14 protein-coding genes and 2 pseudogenes are annotated in these 20,923 nt (G+C 70.9%); 6 read left to right on the top strand and 10 right to left on the bottom strand.

Going from position 1 to position 20,923, the window contains the following annotated elements; all coding sequences use genetic code 11:
• Positions 1-50: 50 nt before the first annotated feature.
• The 7 genes and pseudogenes from shc to dxs all read right to left on the bottom strand — a co-directional run.
• Positions 51-2,048, bottom strand: a complete 1,998-nt coding sequence (gene shc, locus ASF28_RS15140; RefSeq protein ID WP_056095070.1) for a squalene--hopene cyclase — start codon at positions 2,046-2,048, stop codon at positions 51-53.
• Positions 2,049-2,087: 39 nt separating this feature from the next.
• On the bottom strand, positions 2,088-3,392 hold the full coding sequence (hpnE, locus tag ASF28_RS15135) for a hydroxysqualene dehydroxylase HpnE (protein WP_056094300.1): 1,305 nt from the start codon (positions 3,390-3,392) through the stop codon (positions 2,088-2,090).
• Positions 3,392-4,240, bottom strand: coding sequence for a presqualene diphosphate synthase HpnD (gene hpnD, locus ASF28_RS15130; RefSeq protein WP_056094297.1), 849 nt, complete (start codon positions 4,238-4,240; stop codon positions 3,392-3,394). The genes hpnE and hpnD overlap by 1 nt, the downstream gene beginning before the upstream one ends.
• On the bottom strand, positions 4,237-5,136 hold the full coding sequence (hpnC, locus tag ASF28_RS15125) for a squalene synthase HpnC (RefSeq protein ID WP_082476591.1): 900 nt from the start codon (positions 5,134-5,136) through the stop codon (positions 4,237-4,239). The genes hpnD and hpnC overlap by 4 nt, the downstream gene beginning before the upstream one ends.
• A complete protein-coding gene (gene hpnA, locus ASF28_RS15120; protein WP_056094294.1) occupies positions 5,133-6,158 on the bottom strand; it encodes a hopanoid-associated sugar epimerase in 1,026 nt (341 codons plus the stop codon). Before hpnA ends, hpnC begins: the two co-directional genes overlap by 4 nt.
• A gap of 165 nt (positions 6,159-6,323) precedes the next feature.
• Positions 6,324-6,656 (bottom strand): annotated as a pseudogene (locus ASF28_RS15115) (transketolase C-terminal domain-containing protein); the annotation flags it as partial.
• 1 nt (position 6,657) lies between these two features.
• Positions 6,658-8,492 (bottom strand): annotated as a pseudogene (dxs, locus tag ASF28_RS15110) (1-deoxy-D-xylulose-5-phosphate synthase); the annotation flags it as partial.
• A 737-nt stretch (positions 8,493-9,229) separates the two neighbouring features.
• On the opposite strand from dxs, the gene ASF28_RS15105 reads away from it, so the two are divergent.
• The 3 genes from ASF28_RS15105 to ettA all read left to right on the top strand — a co-directional run bounded on the left by ASF28_RS15105 (position 9,230) and on the right by ettA (position 12,294).
• A complete protein-coding gene (locus tag ASF28_RS15105) occupies positions 9,230-10,108 on the top strand; it encodes a DNA/RNA non-specific endonuclease (RefSeq protein WP_443189743.1) in 879 nt (292 codons plus the stop codon).
• A gap of 12 nt (positions 10,109-10,120) precedes the next feature.
• On the top strand, positions 10,121-10,390 hold the full coding sequence (locus ASF28_RS15100; RefSeq protein ID WP_056094288.1) for a hypothetical protein: 270 nt from the start codon (positions 10,121-10,123) through the stop codon (positions 10,388-10,390).
• A gap of 251 nt (positions 10,391-10,641) precedes the next feature.
• Positions 10,642-12,294, top strand: coding sequence for an energy-dependent translational throttle protein EttA (gene ettA, locus ASF28_RS15095; protein ID WP_056094285.1), 1,653 nt, complete (start codon positions 10,642-10,644; stop codon positions 12,292-12,294).
• Between the two features lie 175 nt (positions 12,295-12,469).
• On the opposite strand, the gene ASF28_RS15090 is transcribed toward ettA, so the two are convergent.
• From ASF28_RS15090 to ASF28_RS15080, 3 genes are read right to left on the bottom strand one after another with little or no spacing between them, the layout of a single operon-like run.
• On the bottom strand, positions 12,470-13,324 hold the full coding sequence (locus ASF28_RS15090; RefSeq protein ID WP_056094282.1) for a formyltransferase family protein: 855 nt from the start codon (positions 13,322-13,324) through the stop codon (positions 12,470-12,472).
• Entirely contained in the window at positions 13,321-14,088 is a 768-nt protein-coding gene (locus ASF28_RS15085) for an SDR family NAD(P)-dependent oxidoreductase (RefSeq protein ID WP_056094279.1), read from the bottom strand. The genes ASF28_RS15090 and ASF28_RS15085 overlap by 4 nt, the downstream gene beginning before the upstream one ends.
• 40 nt (positions 14,089-14,128) lie before the next feature.
• Positions 14,129-15,436 (bottom strand): capsule biosynthesis protein, encoded by a 1,308-nt coding sequence (locus ASF28_RS15080; RefSeq protein ID WP_056094276.1) that lies wholly within the window; start codon positions 15,434-15,436, stop codon positions 14,129-14,131.
• An 833-nt stretch (positions 15,437-16,269) separates the two neighbouring features.
• Here ASF28_RS15080 and ASF28_RS23410 point away from each other — a divergent pair.
• The 3 genes from ASF28_RS23410 to ASF28_RS15065 form a co-directional block, all read left to right on the top strand.
• Positions 16,270-17,871, top strand: a complete 1,602-nt coding sequence (locus tag ASF28_RS23410; protein WP_338011696.1) for a capsular polysaccharide export protein, LipB/KpsS family — start codon at positions 16,270-16,272, stop codon at positions 17,869-17,871.
• Positions 17,868-19,472 carry an LTA synthase family protein gene (locus ASF28_RS15070; RefSeq protein WP_056094274.1) on the top strand — a complete coding sequence of 535 codons (1,605 nt, stop codon included), beginning with the start codon at positions 17,868-17,870 and terminating at the stop codon, positions 19,470-19,472. The genes ASF28_RS23410 and ASF28_RS15070 overlap by 4 nt, the downstream gene beginning before the upstream one ends.
• 353 nt (positions 19,473-19,825) lie before the next feature.
• Positions 19,826-20,923: polysaccharide biosynthesis/export family protein (locus ASF28_RS15065; RefSeq protein WP_056095064.1), on the top strand; the 1,098-nt coding region annotated here is incomplete at its 3' end.

Here is a 20,923-nt window from a genome sequence, read left to right as displayed (position 1 = left end):
GACTCCAGAACAAGCCGATCCTCCCCGGCGGGGAAGGATCGAGAACGCCCCTACATCCCGAACGCGACGGTCCGGGTGTTGGACTGCTTCAGGTTGCGGAACCGCGCCATGGCCCAGAGCGGGAAGAACTTCGGGTAGCCGTGGTACCGCAGGTAGAACACCCGCGGGAAGCCGGTGGCGGTGTAGCGCTCCTCGGACCAGAAGCCGTCGGCCCCCTGCGTCCGCGTCAGGTAGTTGATGCCGCGCACCACGGCCGGATCGTCGGCCTCGCCCGCCGCCATGAGGGCCAGCAGCGCCCACGCCGTCTGCGACGCGGTGGAGTATCCAGGCTCGAAGGCCGGGTCGATCTTGTAGGACGAGGCGTCCTCGCCCCAGCCGCCATCGGGGTTCTGGATGCGGATGAGCCAGGCGACCGCCTTGCGGATCTCAGGGCTCGCCGGATCGACGTTGGCGGCGTTCAGCGCGCACAGCACCGACCAGGTGCCGTAGATGAAGTTCATGCCCCAGCGGCCGTACCACGAGCCGTCCTCCTCCTGGTCGGCGAGGAGGTAGGTCACGCCGCGATCGAGGGCCTTCGAGCTGTCGCGGGTCTCGCCGAGCTGGGCCAGCATCGAGACGACGCGCGCCGTCACGTCGGCGGTGGGCGGATCGAGCAGCGCGCCGTGATCCGAGAACGGGATGTGGTTGAGGTAGTGGTGGTTGTTGTCGGCGTCGAACGCCGCCCAGCCGCCATCGCTCGACTGCAGGCCCTCGACCCATTCGCGGGCGCGACTGATCGCGTTGGCGTAATCGGGCACGTCGGCCACCAGCCCGTGCTGGCGGGTGGCGCGGTCCATGGCCATCACCACCACGGCGGTGTCGTCGAGGTCGGGGAAGTGCGGGTTGGCGTACTGGAACGCCCAGCCGCCGGGACGCACGTTGGGTCGGCCCGCCGCCCAGTCGCCCCTGATGTCGAGGACCTGCAGGGGCTTGAGCCAGTCGAGGCCGCGCCGGGCCTGATGCTCCGCCTCCGGACCTCCGGCCTCCAGCAGGGCGTGGCCGGCCAGCGCCGTGTCCCAGACCGGAGAGAGGCAGGGCTGGACGTAGGCCTCGTGCTCCTTGACCACCACGAGCTTCTCGATGGCCTCGCAGGCGATCATCACCTGCGGGTGGTCGGCGGCGTAGCCGAGCACGTCGTACATGAGCACGGTGTTGACCATGGCCGGGAAGATGGCGCCCAGGCCATCCTCGCCGTTGAGGCGCTCGCTGACCCAGGCCTCGGCCTTGTCGACGGCCCGCTGGCGGCGCTTCTTCGGAAAGTGCTCCTGCGTCGCCTGCAGAACCCGGTCGATGGCACCGAAGATCGGGGTCCACGGCCAAGTCGCGTGCGGGCTGCCGGGCCAGTGCCGGACATGCTCGGGCGGGGTCACGAACAGTTCGGCCACGCCGAGGCCGCGCGGGTTCTTGGCGAGGGGCTTCTTGGCCTGGAGCACCAGCAGGGGCACGATCACGCAGCGCGCCCAGTAGGAGACCTTGTCGAGGTGGAACGGAAACCACTTCGGCAGGTGCATGATCTCCACGGGCATCACCGGAACGGCGCGCCACGGCACCTGACCGAACAGCGCCAGCAGGAACCGGGTGAAGACGTTGGAATTGGCGGCGCCCCCGCGCGACAGGATCGCTTCGCGGGCCCGGCGCATGTGCGGCGCCTCGACGGAATCGCCGACGAACTTGAGGGCGTAGTAGGCCTTCACGCTGGCGCTCATGTCGAACGGCCCGTCATGGACCAGGGACCAGCCGCCGTGCTTGCCCTGGGTCCGGCGCAGGTAATTGCCGATCTTGGCCTCCAGGCCCGGCGCGATCTCCGTCGCGCGGAACTGGTGGAACATGATGTATTCGGACGGGATCGTCGCGTCGGCCTCGAGTTCGAAGCACAGGTGCCCGTCGGCGTGGGAGAGGGCCGTGAGGGCCTGGGTCGCACGCGTGATGCCGCGCTCCACGTCCTCGATGGAGATCTCCTGCGTCTTGGGGCGCTGCAGCGCCTCGACCTTCTTGAATGCCTCTCGCATCGTCCTCGCCTCACCGGCCGTCAGAGCCGCCGCCATACCTCAGGCCGCGCCGCGCGCGCGTGTCCGTGCGCACCCGCCCGTGGGGCGTGCGAGTGCGTGCGCGGCGGTCGTTCCCGACCGGATCGCGCCCTCGATCGTCGATGGCAGGCCGGTCGCGGTCCAATCGCCTGCCAGGACGCAATTGCGGTGGACCGTCTCGGCGCCCGGACGGCGCGCGGCCTCGGCGGGCGTCGCCGCGAAGGTCGCCCGCTTCTCCTTGACGATCTGCCAGCTTGGCAGTTCAGGCGCAAGTCCGCACAAAGTCGAGATTTCGGCCCAGATCTGTCGTCCCAAGTCTTCCCGCGGCACGTCGAGGAGCCGATCCGCGCCGCTGATGGTCACCGACAGACGATCGGGATAGGCGAACAACCACTCCGTCAGTCCATTCACCACGCCGAGCAGTAACGGGGCGTTCGCCGGCGGAACCACAGCGAAATGCGCATTGACGATGGAGCGATAGGCCTGCGGCGCGGCCAGCCCCGGAATCAGGTCCGCCGCCACCCAGGGCGGCAGGGCGAGGACGAGGGAATCGTCCGCCCCGAGGGTGACGGTTTCGTCGCCGAAGACGAGTTCGGTCACGTCGTCCGCGCCGAAACTCAGACTGCGCAGGCGGTGGCCGAACCGCAGTTCCGCGCCGCGCTGTGTCAGATAGGTCACGGCCGGATCGACGAAGGCCGCCGAGAGTCCGGCCACGGCCACGAGGGGACGGCTCGCCGCGCCGCCGGCCCCGAGGGTCTCGCGCAGGATCGTCGCGGCGAGGCCGACGTCGCTCTCCTTCGGCTCGGTGTTGAGGGCCGCGATGAGGACCGGGTGCCACAGGCGGTCGTAGAGCAGGCCCTCGCAGGCCATGGCCTCGCCGATGGTGCCGCCCTGGCCCGGCGCCTTGCCGGCGGCGGCCTTGAGAATTTTGAGGGGCGCGAGGTAGTCGGACGCCTTGGTGCCCGGCACCCGGCGCGAGGCCTGCAGCACCCACCACGGAATCCGTCCGGCATTGGGGCGCAGGGTCCAGCGCTCGCCTGTCTTCAGGTCGGCGAAGGGGAACTCGGCCTCCGCCGGGCCGGACAGGGCGTCGGCAGGGGCGCCGATGATCTTCATGAAGCCCAGTGCCGAGGTGTTGCCCGACAGGAGCAGGTGATTGCCGTTGTCGATGGTCAGCCCGAGGGTCGGGTCGTAGTACGAGCGGCAGCGCCCCCCCGCCTGCTTGGCCGCCTCGTGCACGATCACGTGCCGGCCGGCTTCCACCAGGGAGACGGCGGCCGAGAGCCCGGCGAGCCCGGCGCCGACGACGTGGACGGTGCCGGCCATCAGATGATTCCGTGCTTCAACGCGACGGCGATGAGGGCGGCCTTGCCCGGTTTCACCCGGGCGCGGGGCCTGGCCCAGCCGCGCGCCAGCACGGCGTCGAGGTAGAGCCGGTAGGCCGCCGCCATGAGACGGGGCGCCTTCGTCACCTTGCGCGGGCAGCGGGCGATGATCGCCCAGGTCTGGCGATAATGCTCCTTCGCCTCTTCCGCGAGGGCGACACAGACTTCGCCGATGCGGGGATGGTCGATGGCCGCCTGCGGGGTCGGGTCGGTCAGACCGATGGCGAGAAGTTTTTCGCAGGGGAGGTAGAGGCGGCCGCGCTCGGCATCCTCGTCGATGTCGCGCAGGATGTTGGTGAGCTGGAGCGCGCGGCCCTCGTGATGGGCGAGCGCGATGCCCTCGGCCTCGGGAACCCCGAAGATGCGCACGGACAGGCGGCCAACGGCGCTGGCGACCCGGTCGCAATAGAGGTCGAGGGTGGCCTCGTCGGGGGCGACGATGTCCTCGAACGCATCCATGGCCATGCCGTCGATGACCGCGTGGAAGTCCGCGCGCAGGAGGCCGTAGCGCCGGACCGGCACCACGAGGTCCTGTACCCGGGGCACGGGCCGGCCGGCGTAGAGGGCGTCGATGTCGGCGCCCCAGCGCTGGAGTTCGGCCCGGCGGATCTCGGCGGGACCGCCGTCGTCGGCGACGTCGTCGACGGCGCGGCAGAACGCGTAGACGGCGTACATGGCCTCGCGGCGGTCCTTCGGCAGCAGCCGCATGGCCGTGTAGAACGACGAGGATTTCGCCGGCAGGGCCTCGACGGGCGACGTCTCGGGCATGGGCGTGGCGGTGGCGCTCATGGGTGCGCTCCGAGGGCATGGCGGCGCAGGGTCCGGCCCCGCAGGGGACGCCGGGCGAGGGTCGTCATGATGCCGCCCAGCGCCGTCAGGGCGAAGGCCGCCTTGCCGTGATGGACCTTTTCCGAGAGCGGATCGCGCTCCATCAGGCCGCGACAGAGCACGACCGCGAGGCGGTGGATCGCCGCGATCTCGAGGCTGAGGCGTAGATCCGCGATGAGGTCGGGCAGCACCGCCCCCTCGTCGAGGAGGCCCATGGTGCGGTGGGCGAGCTCCCGGATCACGGCACGGAGCGCCGGCGAGGCCCTGGCGGCGGACAGATCGACCACGGACGCCCCGTGCTTCTCCAGCGTTTCTTGCGGGAGATAGACCCGGTCATTCCGAACAAAATCCTTCCCGCAATCCTGCAGGTGGTTGATGATCTGGAGCGCCGCGCAGATGGCGTCGGACGGGCCCCAGACCACCCGCGGGTCCTCGCCGTGCACGTCGAGGACGTAGCGGCCCACCGGCATGGCCGAGAGCCGGCAATAGGCGATGAGCTCGTCCCAATCGGCGTAGCGGGTTTTTACGGCGTCGAGGCGGAAGGCGTCGAGGAGTTCCAGGGCGTGGGTGGCGGGCAGGCCCCTCGCGAAAAGTTCGCGCTTGAGCGGCTCGGCCTCGGGGTCGGACGGACCCTTGCCGGTGAGCGCGGCGGCCAGGGCATCCAGTAACTCGATCTTGCGCTCGGATGGAAGCGTGGTGTGGTCGGCGACATCGTCGCCGGCCCGGACGAAATCGTAGAACGCCAGGATCGCACCCCGGTTTTTCGGGTGGATCAGGTGCGAAGCGACGGGGAAGTTCTCGTCCTTGTGGCCCTTGCCGGAGCGGGCCTCCGTGGCGGTCTGCAGGGTGGCGCTCACTTGAGGCGGCCCTCCTGGCGGAACCACGCGATGGCGTCGGACAGGCCCTCCCGGTAGGGGCGGGCGGTGTAGCCGAGCTCGGCCCGCGCCTTGGCGTCGGTGAAGAACATGCGGTAGCGCGACATGCGGATGCCGTCGATGGTGGCGAACGGCGCCTTGCCGGTGAAGCGGGCGACCTGTTCGGAGAAGAACGCGATCGGATAGACCACGGCGCGCGGCAGGTTCACCGTCGGCGCCTTGCGGCCGACCATGCCGGCGATGTCGGCGAGCATCTGCGACAGCAGCACGTTCTCGCCGCCGAGGATGTAGCGTTCGCCGACGCGGCCCTTCCGCAGGGCCAGCAGGTGACCGTAGGCGACGTCGTCCACGTGGGCGAGGTTGAGGCCGGTATCGACGAAGGCGGGCATCCGCCCCAGGGCCGCCTCCAGGATGATGCGGCCGGTGGGCGTCGGCTTCACGTCGCGGGGGCCGATGGGCGTCGACGGGTTGACGATGACCACGGGCAGGCCGTTGCGGGCCGCCATCTCCTCGACCACGCGCTCGGACACGACCTTGCTGCGCTTGTACGCGCCGATGGCGGTGCCGGGGGTGAGGGGCCGGGTCTCGTCGGCAGGGGTGCCGTCGTCGTGCGGCTTGATGGTGGCGACGCTCGACGTATAGACGATTCGCTCGATCCCGGCACGCAGGGCCTCTTCCATGAGGATCACGGCGCCGTCGCGGTTGGTCGCGACGATCTCCTCCGGGTCCGGTGCCCACAGGCGGTAATCGGCAGCCGCGTGGACGAGGTAGCGCTGCCCCTGGAGCGCCGCCGCCACGGCCGCGCGGTCGCGCATGTCGCCCTCGACCACCTCGACGTCGGTCCAGGTCAGGTTGGTGCGCGGCGAGGTCGCCCGCACCATGATCCGGACCCGGAATCCGGCGTCGCGGAACACGTCGACGAGGGCGGCGCCCAGGAAACCGCTCGCACCGGTGATGAGAACCGGGCCGGCATCGAAGGGGCCGGTGGGGGTCGCCTGTGGCATTTCTCTCGCGGGTTCAGGAAGCTGGAAGGCGCGGCGAATCCGGCGGGACCGGACCCGTCGGGCCCGCGCTTTTGTCATCGAAACGGAGGCCGGACAAGCGCAGCCGGGTCACACCCCGGCCGCCTCGCACGCGCCGGCCGTGCGAGGCGAAAGGGGACGGGCCGGTCAGGCGAGGCGAAGGCGGCTCGATCCGGCCTTCCGCTCGGGGAGGGTGTCGCGCACGGTTCCGGCGATGGAGTCGGCGTCGAGGCCGGCCTCGCGGTACATGGCGTCGGGGGAATTGTGGTCCTGGTAGGTGTCGGGCAGGGTCAGGGTCCGGACCCGGACGCGGCCGGCGTCGAGGGCGCCCTTCTCGGCCAGGAGATGCAGCACCATGGCGCCGAAGCCGCCCACCGAGCCCTCTTCCAGGGTGATCAGCACCTCGTGGGTCGCGGCGAGGTCGAGGATCATGGCTTCTGACTTCGGTAGTTTCTGCTGAGTTTTTCCCTCAGCAGTGAGNGGCCGGGCCCCGGACCTTCCGCTCTGGCAGGGTGTCGCGCACGGTTCCGGCGATGGAGTCGGCGTCGAGGCCGGCCTCGCGGTACATGGCGTCGGGGGAATTGTGGTCCTGGTAGGTGTCGGGCAGGGTCAGGGTCCGGACCCGGACGCGGCCGGCATCCAGCGCGCCCTTCTCGGCCAGGAGATGCAGCACCATGGCGCCGAAGCCGCCCACCGAGCCCTCTTCCAGGGTGATCAGCACCTCGTGGGTCGCGGCGAGGTCGAGGATCATGGCTTCGTCGAGGGGCTTGGCGAAGCGGGCATCGGCCACGGTGACGGCGATGCCCTCGGCCTCGAGGAGGTCGGCGGCCTTGAGGGCCTCCGACAGACGGGTGCCCAGGGACAGCAGCGCCACCCGCGCGCCCTCGGGCCGGCGCACCATGCGGCCCTTGCCGATGGGCAGCGCCTCGCCRCGCTCCGGCAGGTCGACGCCGACGCCCTCGCCGCGCGGGTAGCGGAGCGCAATGGGGCCGCTGTCGTGGGCGTGGGCCGTCGCCACCATGTGGACGAGCTCGGCCTCGTCGGAGGCCGCCATCACGGTCATGTTCGGCAGGCAGCACAGGTACGCCAGATCGAAGGCGCCSGCATGGGTCGCGCCGTCGGCGCCGACGAGGCCGGCCCGGTCCAGGCAGAACCGCACGGGCAGGTTCTGCAGGGCGATGTCGTGCACCACCTGGTCGTAGGCCCGCTGCAGGAAGGTCGAGTAGATCGCCACGAACGGCTTGTAGCCCTCCGTCGCCAGACCGCCCGCGAAGGTCACGGCGTGCTGCTCGGCGATGCCGACGTCGAAGGTCCTGTCGGGATGGGCCTTGCCGAASAGATCGATGCCGGTGCCGCCGGGCATGGCSGCGGTGATGGCCACCACCTTGGGGTCGGCGTCCGCCGCCTTGATCAGGCTCTCGCCGAACACGCGGGTGTAGGCCGGGGCGTTGGGCTTGGCCTTGGCCTGCACGCCCGAGAGCACGTCGAACTTCACCACCCCGTGGTAGCGGTCGTCGCTGGCCTCGGCCGGGGCGTAGCCCTTGCCCTTGCGGGTSACCACGTGGAGCAGGATCGGGCCCTGCTCGGTGTCGCGGACGTTCTTCAGGATCGGCAGCAGGTGGTCGAGGTTGTGCCCGTCGATGGGGCCGACGTAGTGGAAGCCCATCTCCTCGAACATGGTGCCGCCGCCCACCACCAGGGAGCGGGCGTATTCCTCAGGCGCGCGAAGTAGGCCGACATGGCCCCCACCGGGGGCGCGATGGACATGTCGTTGTCGTTGAGGATGACGATGAGGCGCGAGTGCAGGGCGCCGGCGTTGTTCATGGCCTCGTAGGCCATGCCGGCCGACATGGAGCCGTCGCCGATCACCGCGATCATGTTGCGGCGCTTGAGGGCCGGCTGGCCCTTGGCCTTGGCCTCSGCCACGTCGAGGTCGCGGGCCACCGCCATGCCCAGGGCCGCCGAGATCGAGGTGGACGAGTGCGCGGCCCCGAACGGGTCGTAGACGCTCTCCGAGCGCTTGGTGAAGCCCGACAGGCCGCCGGGCTGCCGCAGCGTCCGGATGCGGTCGCGCCGGCCCGTGAGRATCTTGTGCGGRTAGGCCTGGTGGCCGACGTCCCAGACGATGCGGTCGTCGGGGGTGTCGAACACGTGATGCAGCGCCACGGTGAGCTCGACCACGCCGAGSCCCGAGCCGAGATGCCCGCCGGTGATCGACACCGCCTCGATCATCTCCGCCCGCACGGCCTCCGCCACCGCCGGAAGATCGCTCTCCGGCAACGCGCGCAGGGCGGAGGTCTCGGACAGACCGTCCAGAATCGAGCTTTGCTGTGACACCGAATCTGCGACACGCCGAAGGGGCGGGCACTGNTCGATCATCTCCGCCCGCACGGCCTCCGCCACCGCCGGAAGATCGCTCTCCGGCAACGCGCGCAGGGCGGAGGTCTCGGACAGACCGTCCAGAATCGAGGAATTGGCTGAAGACACTGGCATTGACCCGTTGGTTCGCTGGTGACCGCTCGAACGGGCTTGGCCCCTCGCCACTCACGGCGCCGGACCCCCTTCCCAACGGCTCGGCCCCTGGACTGAACCGGGACCCTTGAATCTGCACTTATAACGTCATTGCCCGGCTTTGCCACGCGTGGGGCGGGGGCGGTCGATGGCCCCCCATGACAGGCGAAGCAGTCCGGCGTAAGGGCGGCAGTTAAACGCCCGGCCGCCGCCGATCAACGGGGCGTTCGATTTCGACGGCACGCAGGAAGGCAGATCATGAGCGCCCGCCGGATGATTCGCCACCTGCGTTCGACCTGTGTTGCCTTTGCCTGCGTACTCCCGACGGGGGGCGTTGGCGCGGCGGAAACCGGACGCTCGCAGGCCGTCGACCGGATGGACTTCACGTCTACGTGTTCGTATGGGCAGCCATGCCGTCCGCAGGCCGGTCCCGGCCCCGCCGACCGCCAAGTGCACCCGTTCATCGGCAGCCTCGGGCGACCCTGCGCCTATCGCTGGCGCGAGACGCCGTCCGGCCCCCGCAAGGTCCGGGTGTGCTTCTGATTCGCGCCGTCGCGCTCCTCGTCCTCCTCGCCGGGTCGGCGCAGGCGCAGACCTGTCCGCAGCACTTCGCGGACGGGCGCCGCCCCGACCTCGTCAACCCGAAGCTCCGGCGCGAGACGACGCCCCTCTGCTACGATGCCTTCGCGCTGCTCTACTCCGCCGTGTCGCGCACGCCGGTCTATGCCGCCGAGCACCTGACCCGGCCGAGCGTGGCGGCGGCGCGGCGCGTCGACCGGGTCGATGCCTTCCACGACGAGGAGGCCCTGCCCGCCTCCGACCGCGCCCGCCTGGAGGATTACGTCCGGAGCGGGTTCGACCGGGGCCACATGGCGCCGGCCGGCGACATGCCGACGGGGGCCGCGCAGGCACAATCCTTCACCCTGGCCAACATCGTGCCGCAGGACCGGGCGGTGAATCGCGGCCTGTGGGCGGCGATCGAGGAGAGCGTCCGACGTCTCGCCACGGCGCGGGGCGCTGTCTTCGTCGTCACCGGGCCGGTCTATGCCGGAGACAGCGTGCAGGCGATGAACGGCCGGGTCCTGGTGCCGACGCAGCTGTTCAAGGCGCTCTACGACCCGGCGCGGGGGGAGGCGGGCGCCTACCTCGTGCCCAACCGCGACGACGCGGAGTGGCGCGCCGTGTCGTTGGCCGAACTGAGCGACGTGGCCGGACTCGACGTGTTTCCGGGTCTTCCCGATTCGGTGAAGCGCCGGGCCATGGACCTGCCCGAGCCGCGCACCTATTCGCGGGGCGACGAGGCCGGTGCGGCCCCCCACGGGCGCAACCGCGAACCCGACTCGTTCGAGGCCTGGGCCAGGCAGCAGATCCACCGCCTCGCCCGGCGCCTGTGGCGCGACCTGATGCGGGCGATCTTCTAGGAGGGACCACGCATGTCCGACACGCCGCCGCCGGTGTTCCGGCCCTTCGCCGACGCGTCCGCCGTTCAGACCATCGGCGGCCTGTCCCTGGAGAACGGTCCCGACTGCATCGCCGTGCACGGCTCCCTCGACCTGACGCGGGATCGCGCCGGGCTGGACCGGGCCCGCACGCTCCAGGCGGCGGTGAACGCCATCGTGGCGGCCCTGGCACAGGCCGATCTGCCCGAAGCCGTCCCCGAGACGACGAAAAGCGCCGAGACGGTGAAGAACCCCTTCGCCTGACGCCGCGCGGCCGCGCACCCGATCTTCTTGCCGGTCCGCCGCCGCCCTGATACTCCGGCGCAACACTCATCACGCGAAGCGATTGGCCCAGAGCGGTTCGACGACGGCGAGGGCCGGGCCGTCCGGCGGCGACGGCGCACCGTGCGAGGCCCGGCCGGCTCCCCCAGGGGCCGCTGCGGGGCCGCGCACCCCATCATTCGGCATCGGCCGTGCCCGCGAGGGCCGCCGATCCAGCACCCAAGGACACCGGCATGGCGCGCGAATTCATCTACCACATGAAGGGTCTGACCAAGACCTACACCGGCGGCAAGAAGATCCTCGATAACGTCAACCTGTCGTTCTACCCGGACGCCAAGATCGGCGTGCTGGGCATCAACGGCTCGGGCAAGTCGACGCTCCTGAAGATCATGGCCGGCATCGACACGGAATGGACCGGCGAGGGCTTCGTCGCGCAGGGTGCCCGCGTCGGCTACCTGCCGCAGGAGCCGCAGCTCGATCCGAACAAGTCGGTCCGCGAGAACGTCATGGAGGGCGTCGCCGAGAAGCAGGCGCTCCTCGACCGCTACAACGAGCTCGCCATGAACTATTCCGAGGAGACGGCGGACGAGATGACCGCCCTCCAGGACAAGATCGAGGCGGGCAACCTGTGGGAGCTCGATTCCAAGGTCGATCAGGCCATGCTGGCGCTGGGCTGCCCCACCGACGAGATGCCCGTCGCCACCCTGTCGGGCGGTGAGCGCCGCCGCGTCGCCCTGTGCAAGCTCCTCCTGTGGGAGCCCGAGCTGCTGCTGCTGGACGAGCCCACCAACCACCTCGACGCCGAGACGGTGAACTGGCTCGAAGGCCACCTCAAGCAGTATCCCGGCGCGATCCTGATCGTGACCCACGATCGCTACTTCCTCGACAACGTCACCGGCTGGATTCTCGAGCTCGACCGCACCCGGGGCTACCCCTACGAGGGCAACTACTCGGCCTGGCTCATCCAGAAGCAGAAGCGCCTCGCCCAGGAAGGCCGCGAGGACATGGCCCGCCAGCGCGCCATCAACCGCGAGCAGGAGTGGATCTCGGCCTCGCCGAAAGCTCGGCAGTCGAAGTCCAAGGCCCGCATCACCCGCTACGACGAACTCGTGGCGAAGCAGAACGACAAGATCGACGCCTCGGCGCAGATCGTCATCCCCATCGACGAGCGGCTCGGCAACAACGTCATCGAGTTCGACCACCTCAACAAGGCGTTCGGCGACCGCCTGCTCATCGAGGACCTGTCGTTCAAGCTGCCGCCCGGCGGCATCGTCGGGGTCATCGGTCCCAACGGCGCCGGCAAGACGACCCTGTTCAAGATGATCACCGGCTCCGAGAAGCCGGACGGCGGCACCATCTCCGTCGGCGAGACCGTGCACCTCGGCTACGTCGACCAGTCGCGCGACGCCCTCGATCCCGGCGCCACCGTCTGGCAGGAGGTCTCGGGCGGCAACGACATCATCTATTTCAACAAGCGCGAGATCAATTCGCGGGCCTACTGCGCCGCCTTCGCCTTCAAGGGCTCCGACCAGCAGAAGAAGGTCGGCACGCTTTCGGGCGGCGAGCGCAACCGCGTGCATCTGGCCCGCACCCTCAAGGGCGGCGCCAACGTGCTGCTCCTCGACGAGCCGACCAACGACCTCGACATGGAGACCCTGCGGGCGCTGGAAGAGGCCCTCGAGGATTACGCCGGCTGCGCGGTGATCATCAGCCACGATCGCTGGTTCCTCAACCGCATCGCCACCCACATCCTCGCCTTCGAGGGCGACAGCCACGTCGAGTGGTTCGAGGGCAATTTTTCGGACTATGAAGAGGACAAGAAGCGGCGCCTCGGTACCGATTCGCTGATGCCGAAGAAGCTGAAGTACAAGAAGTTTTCGCGTTAGAAATCAGCACCGAACCACTGCGTGCATGTCCCTCCCCCCTCTGCGGGGGAGGGTGGTCGCGCAGCGCCCGGGAGAGGGGGCGACCTCTCCGGAACCGTCGCTCCCCTCACCCGACCCGCTTCGCGGGCCACCCTCTCCCGCAGAGGGGAGAGGGCACGCGCACGACGCATCCACGTCAGGCCCGCGCGCTGAGCGCCAGGGCCTCGCCCAGATCCCGCACATCCGTAAGCTTGCGCCCGCGCCGGCGCAGGTCTGCGAGCAGCGCCCGGTCCGGGAACGGGCAATAGGGCAGGATGGCGGGCGTCTCGCCCTCCCGCAGCGTGCCGTCGGCCAGTTGCGCCAGCACGCGGTCCAACAGCACCCGCCCGTGCTCGTGCAGGATCACCGAGGCCCGCGTCGCCGTGGTGTCGGCGGGCAACGTCACCGCCTCCTGCGAAAGAATTGCCCCGGCATCGATGGTGACGGCGAGGCGATGCACCGTGACGCCGAAGGCGGGCTCGGGCTCGGCCAGGGCGTGGATGGTCGGCACCGGTCCGCGATGGCGCGGCAGCAGGCCCGGATGGACGTTGACGCCCCCGAGGGGCGCCAGGGCCAAGGTCGCGCCGGAAAGAATCTGGTCGAAATGGAAGGTGACGATGGCACCCGGCGTGTGGCGCGCGAACAGGGCCGCGACCTCCGCCCCGTTCACGTCGTCCACCCTCAGGGTCGGGATGCCGAGGCGGTGACACAGGGCCTTCAGGGGCGTCGCCGTGGCGGCGTCCTTCGCGCCCGAGAGGCGCCGGGTCAGCCCGGACAGGGGGGAGAGCAGGTCGGGCAGGCCGAAATTCACCCCGAGATAGGGCAGGATCGCCGGCCCGGAGCGGGCGAGGTGCCGTCGGACCTGTCCGACGAGCCCCCCCGAGCTCGGACGCTCGGCGTTGGACAGGCCGACGAAGGCGATGTCGGCGGCGTGCTCGGTGACGAACCGGCGCACGGCCCGCGCGTTCGGCAGGGCCTCGAGGACGAACAGGGCGAGGCGGGGGCGGCTCACCGGCCGGTCCGGATCTTGAACTTGAACCCGCTCATGCCGAGGCGGCGCAGGGATTCGGGCAGGAGGGCGGAGCCCCGGGCCAAAGCCGCGATGATCCACGGGAAGGCGACGATGTCCCGGTCGCGCGCCAACCCCCTGGCGATGCGGGCGGCGGCGTCGGCCGCCTCGATCTCCATGGGGCGCCAGCCCTGGTACTCGCCGCCCATGGCGGTGCGGACGTAGCCCGGCGTCACCACGTTCACCTTCACCCCGTGGGGCTTCAGCTTCTCCCGCAGGGCGAGCCCATGGGCCAGGAGCGCCGCCTTGGTGCCGCTGTAGGCCGGGGCGTCTGGGAGCGGCGCGAAGGCGGCCAGCGACGAGACCAGGGCGATCTGTCCGGCGCCCCGCGCGCGCATGAGGTCGACGCAGGGGAGGGCGACGTTCAGCGCCCCGTCGAGGTTCACCGCCACGGTCTCGAACGCCATGGCGGCGGTCTCGACGTCGCCGCCGGGGTCGCCGCCGTTGATGGCCGCGTTGACGACGACGAGGTCGAGGGGGTGGGCGGCGTGCGTGGCGGCGAGCCAGGCGGCGATGCCGGCCCGGTCGCGCACGTCGAGGCGCTCGGTCTCCACCGTCGCCCCCCTGGCGCGGCAGGATTCGGCCACGGCGTCCAGGCGGGCGGCGTCGCGGCCGTGCAGCACGAGGGTGACGGCGGGCGCCGCATAATGGCGGGCGAGCGCCGCGCCGATGCCGCTCGACGCGCCGGTGATGAGGATGACGGGCATCGGATCTGTCGATCTTGGGAAAAGGGAATGCCGCCGGGCTTCAGTAGACCGGGGCGAGGTCCTGGGCGTCGCCGGCCTCGGCGCGGCCGGCCTGGGCGGCGGCCAGCGCCGCGGCCGGGAGGGTCGCCTCCAGGCGCGGGATCGTGCCGGCCACGGCCCGGGCGATGGCCTCGCGGGAGAAGAACCCGCCATTGACCTGGGTCCGGTGCAGGACGACCCGGCGGAAATCCCGCATGAGGTCGGCATCCGGCGCCACGGGGGCGGTCCAGAACGTGTTGAGGCCGCCCGGATGGGTGAGGCCGGGCAGGTTGTAGATCGCCTCGCCGGTGGCGAGGGTCGGGCGGCCGAGTTCGAGGGACAGCATGCCGACGGTGCTGTTGACGAGGACGACGCCGCGGCTGCCGGAGATCAGGCTCGGCAGGTCGCCGCCGTCGATCATGTCGAGGCGGTCGTTAACCCCGTGGCGCTTGGCCGAGTGCCGGGCGTACTTGCGCCAGTTGATGAGGCCGCTGTCGAGGGGGTGGAGCTTGATCAGGAGGCGCGTCGGCGCTTCCGAATGGGCGGCGAAGGACGCGATCACCCGGTCCATGAACGCCTCGACCCCGAGGAAGGGGGAGTGGACGCGGATCTGGTAGTCGCTGTCGAGCTGGAGCGGCAGCAGGAAGTAGTCGACCCCCACCGCCGTGTAGGCCTCGTTGAGCCGCGCCGCCTCGCGCCGCGTATGGGCCCGCCGGGCGAACTTCTTGATCCAGCCGGCATATTCCACGGCGATGTGGTTGGGCCGGTGGCTGCGGAAATGCGGGAAGAAGTACGGGAAGCCGAAATTGGCGATGTTGTAGGCGACATCCCACAGGCTGCGCCGGGCCATGTCGCCGCTCGACGGCATGGCGCGCCCCGGCTGCGGCAGGCGCCGGGCCACGGCGCGGATCTCGGCAGCGGTCTTCGGCAGGGACGAATGGCCGTTCACGCCACCGAGTTCGCAGGTGATCCAGTTCGGCCGGAGATAGCCTTCCTCGAACACGTGCAGGCGCACGCCCGACGGCTCGGCCGCGGCGCGGGCGGCGACGTGATAGGGCCGGCAATCGCCGAACAGGACGATGTCGGTGATCCCGTGGCGGGCGATGTAGTCGGCGACATGGCCCCCCCAGTGCTCGAACGACCCGCGATAATTGTCGGCGGGCAGGCGCCAGAACAACCAGTCGCCGGACGAGAAGTTGATCCGCCGGACCCGGTGGCCGCGCTCTTCGAGGGTGCGCCCGAGATCGGAGAAGAACGGAGAGGCGACGCCCTGCAGGAACAGGAACGTGGCGGGTCCGTCGCGATGCGCGGGGGCGCGGGGTTGTAGCATTCCGAGGCGCGGGGTCCTGAAGCCCGGAGACCGGGCGAATGTCACGAGCGAAGACGTCGCATAGCGGTTCAAAGGCAGCAATCTTAAGGCATGGTTGCGCAAAACGAATTTTAATCCGTGTGACCCGAAGGCCACTTTCGATCGTCATGAGCCGCCGGCCACGGCGGATCGTCCGAGCCGCTCCGACATCCGCCCGAACCGCGTTCGCCGAAAACCGGGTCCCCCTTTCCGGGCCGATGCTCTAGAGCCAGCAGCACCGGGCCGGACGCAGCGGCCCTCCCGTGTTGGTCGAACCGTTCATGCGCCCGAGCCCGCCGCCCTCCCTGTTCTCCACCGGCCGGACCATCCGGGCCCTGCGCACGCAGGTCGCGGCGGCGACGGGCAGCGCGTTCGCCCACCCGTTCCGGCCCGGCGCCGTCGCGGTCGTCTGGGGTGCGGACGGCGTCACGGCCGCCACCTTGAGCCGACTCGGGCGGCCGGTGCTCACGGTCGCGCCAGGACCGATTCTCAGCCCCTACGACACGCCCGCCACGGGGATGGCGAGCCTGCGCCTGACCCTCGACGGCGTACCGATGGGCGGCATACCAGCCGATTCAACCCTGATCGATCAGCTGACACACCTGCGCCTACACGGTCGCAACCGGTTTCCGGCGGGGGCCGGAGGCGATGGCCCAGCCGGGAGCTCTCGCGGGCGGCACGGGTCCCCTCTCCTGGAAGGAGAGGGACAGGGTGAGGTGTGTGGGTCTTCCGGAGATGTCCCACACCTCACCCCAACCCTGTCCTTCCAGGAGAAGGAGCCCGTCGCGCTTCACGCCGAAGCAACGGCTCCGTCGATGCGTTCTCCATCGGCCTTCCCATCGCGTGAGTTCGATGGGGCGGACCGACCGGCGCTGATCCTCCTCAACGCCGCGGCCACCCCAGCCCGCAACCGGGCCTTCGTGGCGCGGGTGCTGAGACGTCACCCGGAGACGGACTTCACGGTGTGCAGTCCCGAAGGATGTCAGGAACTCGGCCTCGCAGCGCCGCGCCTGCGGGTGGTCCGTGAGCCCATCGATCCCTGGGCCGCGTGCGCCCGCGCCGCGCGGGTCTTCGCCTCGGACGCGGCGAGCGCCTGCACGGCGCGGCTTTCCGGCGCCGGGGCCGTCGAGGCCGACGGGCCGGCGTCTCTCGATGACGCTTACGGCGCCGGCCTCCACTGGTTCGATCCCTGGACCCGGGCGCCCATCGCCCGGGACGCGTGCCTCGACAAGGTCGCGTGGCTGCGGGCGCGCTTTCGCGACAACGACCGGCCGACGGTGCTCGTCGGCATCTCGCGCTGGAAGCGGCCCGGCCTCGACGCCTTCACCACCGGCCCGTTCGGCCCTCCGATCCACGCCATGGCGGCCGAGGAGGCGGTCCGCCTCGCCCCGCCCGGCGCGCGGGTGCTGGCCTGGGCGACGCGGATGCCCGAGCGCCTGGAAGCCCTCTGCGCCGAGGCCGGCCTGCCCCTGTGGCGGGTCGAGGACGGATTCCTGCGCTCCGTCGGGCTGGGGGCCAGCCTGCAGCCCGGCGCCTCCATCGTGGTCGACGATTCCGGCATTTATTACGACCCGCGCCGGGACAGCCGGCTTGCGCGCATCCTGAAGACCGCCGCCTTTCCGCCCGACCTCGTCGCGCGGGCCGAGGCCCTGCGCCGCCTCGTCGTCGAACGGCGCCTGACGAAGTACAATGTCGGCCTGTCGGACGAATCCGGGTCGTGGCCGAAGGACCGCCGCATCGTCCTGGTGCCGGGGCAGGTGGAGGACGACGCCTCCGTGCGGCACGGCTCGCCCGTGGTGCGCTCGAACCGCGCCCTCCTGGCGGCAGCCCGTGCCCGCAACCCCGACGCCTTCCTGCTCTACAAGCCGCACCCCGACGTCGAGGCCGGCTTCCGGCCAGGCAAGATCCCGGAGGCCGAGGCCCTGGCGCTCGCCGACCGCATCGTCGGCGGCCTCTCCATCGTCGACCTCCTCGACCGGGCCCATCACGTCGAGACCATGACGTCGCTCGCCGGCTTCGAGGCCCTGATCCGGGGCCTGACCGTGGCGGTGCACGGTCGGCCGTTCTACTCCGGCTGGGGCCTCACCGAGGACCTGGCGCCGAACGCCGATCGCGGCCGCCGCCTCGCCCTCGACGAGTTGGTGGCTGGGACCCTGCTGCTCTATCCGCTCTACCTCGACCCCGTGGCGATGAAGCCGTGCTCAGCCGAGCAGCTCCTCGACCGCCTGAGCGCGGAGCGCGACGCCGCCGCGCCCTCCACCCTCGCCCTCAGCCGGCGCACCCTCCTGGCCATGCGGGCGCGCTACGCCGTCCTCAACCCCATCGTCCGGGCCTTGCGCGCCCGGCGCGGCGTCGGGCCGGGGGCGCAGGATGTCTCCCCGGTCCCGAAAACTCCAGACAAGGCGGACCCGGCTTGATCCTCACGGCCCTCGTCATCGCCCTAGCCCTCAGCCTCGCCATCGAGGCGTTCGACGGGCGCGGCGTGCGTCCCATCGGCCGGCGGCCCGGCGACCTCGCCGTGCGGCTCTGCGCCTACGCGCTCCTGGCCGCGTTCTGGTTCGCGTTCTCGTGGCGGCCGTGGCTGGCCGCGTTCTCCTGCGTGCTCACCGTCGCAATCCTCGCCCTCGTCAGCCGGTTGAAGCGCGGCGTCATCGGCGAGCCACTGGTGTTCAGCGACTTCGCCCTCCTGCGGCAGGTCCCGCGCCATCCGGAGCTCTACTACACCCGACCGCTCACCGACCCGAGGATGGCCGGCCCAATCCTGGCGAGTTTTTTCGCCGTCGCCCTCTGGTACGGGATCGAATCCGCGGCCCTGCCGCACGAGCCCAGCGTCGCGGTGCTGGCGGTGTTCGCCCTGCCCCTGGCCCTCTGGACCCTGGCGCGGATGGCCGGCCACGGCGCCCTCGGTCGCCGGCTCGCCGCGCGCTTCCCCGTGCCGGCCCTGGAGGCGGACATCGCCCGGTACGGCCTGCCGGCGACGATCCTGGCCTATGCGGCGCGCTGGCGGAGCCAGCGGGCGGACGCTCTTCCGAGTTCAGAGCCCCCCATGACGGCCGATCCGCTTCGCGCGTCGCACGGTCGGCACGGGCCCCACGCCGAAATGTCACCGCCTGCGGACATGGCTACCCCGCCGACGCGTGCCCCCGGCAATCCGACGGCGGGGGCGCCGGACCGTGTCGTCGTCGTGGTCCAGCTCGAATCCTTCGTCGATCCCGTGCGCCTCGGTGGGCCGCCCCTGCCGCTGATGGAGATCCTCCGCGCCCGCGCGACCCGGTACGGCCGCCTGCGGGTGCCGGCCCACGGCGCCTACACCATGCGGACCGAGCACGCGGTGCTCACCGGCAGGGACGCCGAAGACCTCGGCTTCGGATTGTTCGACCCCTACCTGACTCATGGCGGCGCCGAGCCGACGAGTCTGGCCGGCCTCGCCCGCCGCACCGGCTTCGAGACCGTGTTCGTCCATCCCTTTCACCGCGACTTCTTCAACCGCGCGGCGGTGGTGAGGCGCCTCGGCTTCGACCGCCTCGTCATGGAGGAAGCGTTCGCCGGCGCCCCCCGCGTCGGACCCTATGTCGGAGATATCCCCCTGGCCGAGCGGGTGCTGTCCGAGGTCGCGGCGCGCCGAACCCCCCTGTTCCTGTTCTGCGTCACCATGGAGAACCATGGGCCGTGGAAGCCCGGACGCCTGCCCGGCCTCGACGATCCGCACGCGCAGTACCTCCACCACGTCGCCCATACGGGGGAGGCAGTGGAACGGCTCATCGCCGGCCTGGAGGGTCTGCCCGCGACGCTCTGCGTGTTCGGCGACCACGCCCCGTCCCTGCCGGGTTGCCGCCCGGGCTTCGGCGGCACCGCCACGGATTACGCGGTCCTGCATTTCGGGGGGACCGTCCCCGCAACCCCGATCCGGGTCGATCTCACGGCCGACGCCCTCGGGCGGCAGCTGCGCGCGGAGGTCTCCGGCGGTCCGAGCGTGGCCCCCAGCGTTGCTCCAAGCGTGGCCATGCCACCGTCATGACGCATTGTGGGCCGAGGGGTCCGGGCCGGCTGGACCCCCAGCCGCGCGCAGCAACGATCCGTTAAGCTTATGGCAGCGTTTGGCCCATAGGGATGACGAACCGCCCGTGACCGTGCCGCGGTCGAGCCCCGGCGCGACGTCGGGAAGCCCCACCGGACCGCACCGCGCTTCGGGCCGGCCAGGAGAAGAGTGAATGGTTCGCACAGCGGCTCTCGCAGCCCTGACGGCATGCCTCGTGTCCGGTTGTTCCTCGATCCTTCCCGGTGCGGGTCCGACGACGGGCGCCATCGTGGACGGGGCCGACGTCTCGACCAGCGAGGGCACCTTCGCGCGCTACGAACTCNTGTTCCTCGATCCTTCCCGGTGCGGGTCCGACGACGGGCGCCATCGTGGACGGGGCCGACGTCTCGACCAGCGAGGGCACCTTCGCGCGCTACGAACTCGTCGATCTCACCGCCGCCACCGTCGAGGCCCTGCGCGGACGGCCCCTCGACAGCCTGCTCGCCTCCTTCGGCGACCACCGCCCGTCCCTGGAGCCCGTCATCGGCGTCGGCGATTTCGTCGCCGTCTCCGTGTGGGAGGCCGGCTCCGGCGGCCTGTTCTCCGGGGCGCTGTCCGCCGACCGCTTCTCCGCCGGCTCCAAATCCGCCCTCATCCCCGAGCAGGTGGTCTCGCGCGACGGCGCCATCTCGGTGCCGTATGCCGGGCGCATCCAGGTCGCCGGCCGCCGGCCCCAGGACGTCCAGTCCCTCATCGAGACCGAACTCGCCGGCAAGGCGATCCAGCCCCAGGTCCTCGTCTCCGTCACCAAGCCGATCTCGCAGAGCGTCACCGTCTCGGGCGAGGCCGTGGGCGGCGCCCGCGTGCCCCTGTCGGGCAAGGGCGACCGCCTCCTCGACGTGGTCGCCACCGCCGGCGGCGTGAAGGCGCCCGTCAACGAGACCTTCGTCCGGCTCTCGCGCGGCACCCTCACCGCCACGGTGCCGCTCACCACCATCGTGTCGAACCCCCGCGAAAACATCTTCCTGCGGCCGAGCGACGTGCTGACCCTGGTGCGCGATCCCCAGACCTTCCTGGCCGTCGGGGCCCTCGGCAATTCCACCGAGATCCCGTTCCAGGCGGAGGGCATCACCCTGGCCCAGGCGCTGGCCAAGTCGCGCGGCCTGTCCGACTTCCAGGCCGATCCCGCCGGCACCTTCATCTTCCGGTTCGAGCCGGCCGCCGTGGTCCGCCGCCTCAAGCCCGGCAGCCCGCTCCTCGGCACCCCCCTGGTGCCGGTGGTCTACCGGATCAACATGCGCGACCCCAACAGCCTGTTCCTCACCCAGGCCTTCCGCATGCGCAACCGCGACCTCGTCTACGTCTCCAACGCCCCCTTCACCGAGGTCCAGAAGGTGCTCTCGGTCTTCTCAACCGTCACCGCACCCGTCGCCGCAGGCGCGTCGATCTAC

Source organism: Methylobacterium sp. Leaf99, assembly GCF_001422375.1.
GTDB lineage: Bacteria > Pseudomonadota > Alphaproteobacteria > Rhizobiales > Beijerinckiaceae > Methylobacterium.
The sequence above is the reverse complement of the archived record's forward strand: the minus strand, read 5'-3'. Positions and strand labels throughout refer to the sequence as shown.

Bases quoted from the DNA above. Each gene is read 5' to 3' on its own strand.
- shc (WP_056095070.1), bottom strand. From the start codon at position 2,048: ATGCGAGAGGCATTCAAGAAGGTCGAGGCGCTGCAGCGCCCCAAGACG.
- hpnE (WP_056094300.1), bottom strand. From the start codon at position 3,392: ATGGCCGGCACCGTCCACGTCGTCGGCGCCGGGCTCGCCGGGCTCTCG.
- hpnD (WP_056094297.1), bottom strand. From the start codon at position 4,240: ATGAGCGCCACCGCCACGCCCATGCCCGAGACGTCGCCCGTCGAGGCC.
- hpnA (WP_056094294.1), bottom strand. From the start codon at position 6,158: ATGCCACAGGCGACCCCCACCGGCCCCTTCGATGCCGGCCCGGTTCTC.
- ASF28_RS15100 (WP_056094288.1), top strand. From the start codon at position 10,121: ATGTCCGACACGCCGCCGCCGGTGTTCCGGCCCTTCGCCGACGCGTCC.
- ettA (WP_056094285.1), top strand. From the start codon at position 10,642: ATGGCGCGCGAATTCATCTACCACATGAAGGGTCTGACCAAGACCTAC.
- ASF28_RS15085 (WP_056094279.1), bottom strand. From the start codon at position 14,088: ATGCCCGTCATCCTCATCACCGGCGCGTCGAGCGGCATCGGCGCGGCG.
- ASF28_RS15080 (WP_056094276.1), bottom strand. From the start codon at position 15,436: ATGCTACAACCCCGCGCCCCCGCGCATCGCGACGGACCCGCCACGTTC.
- ASF28_RS23410 (WP_338011696.1), top strand. From the start codon at position 16,270: ATGCGTTCTCCATCGGCCTTCCCATCGCGTGAGTTCGATGGGGCGGAC.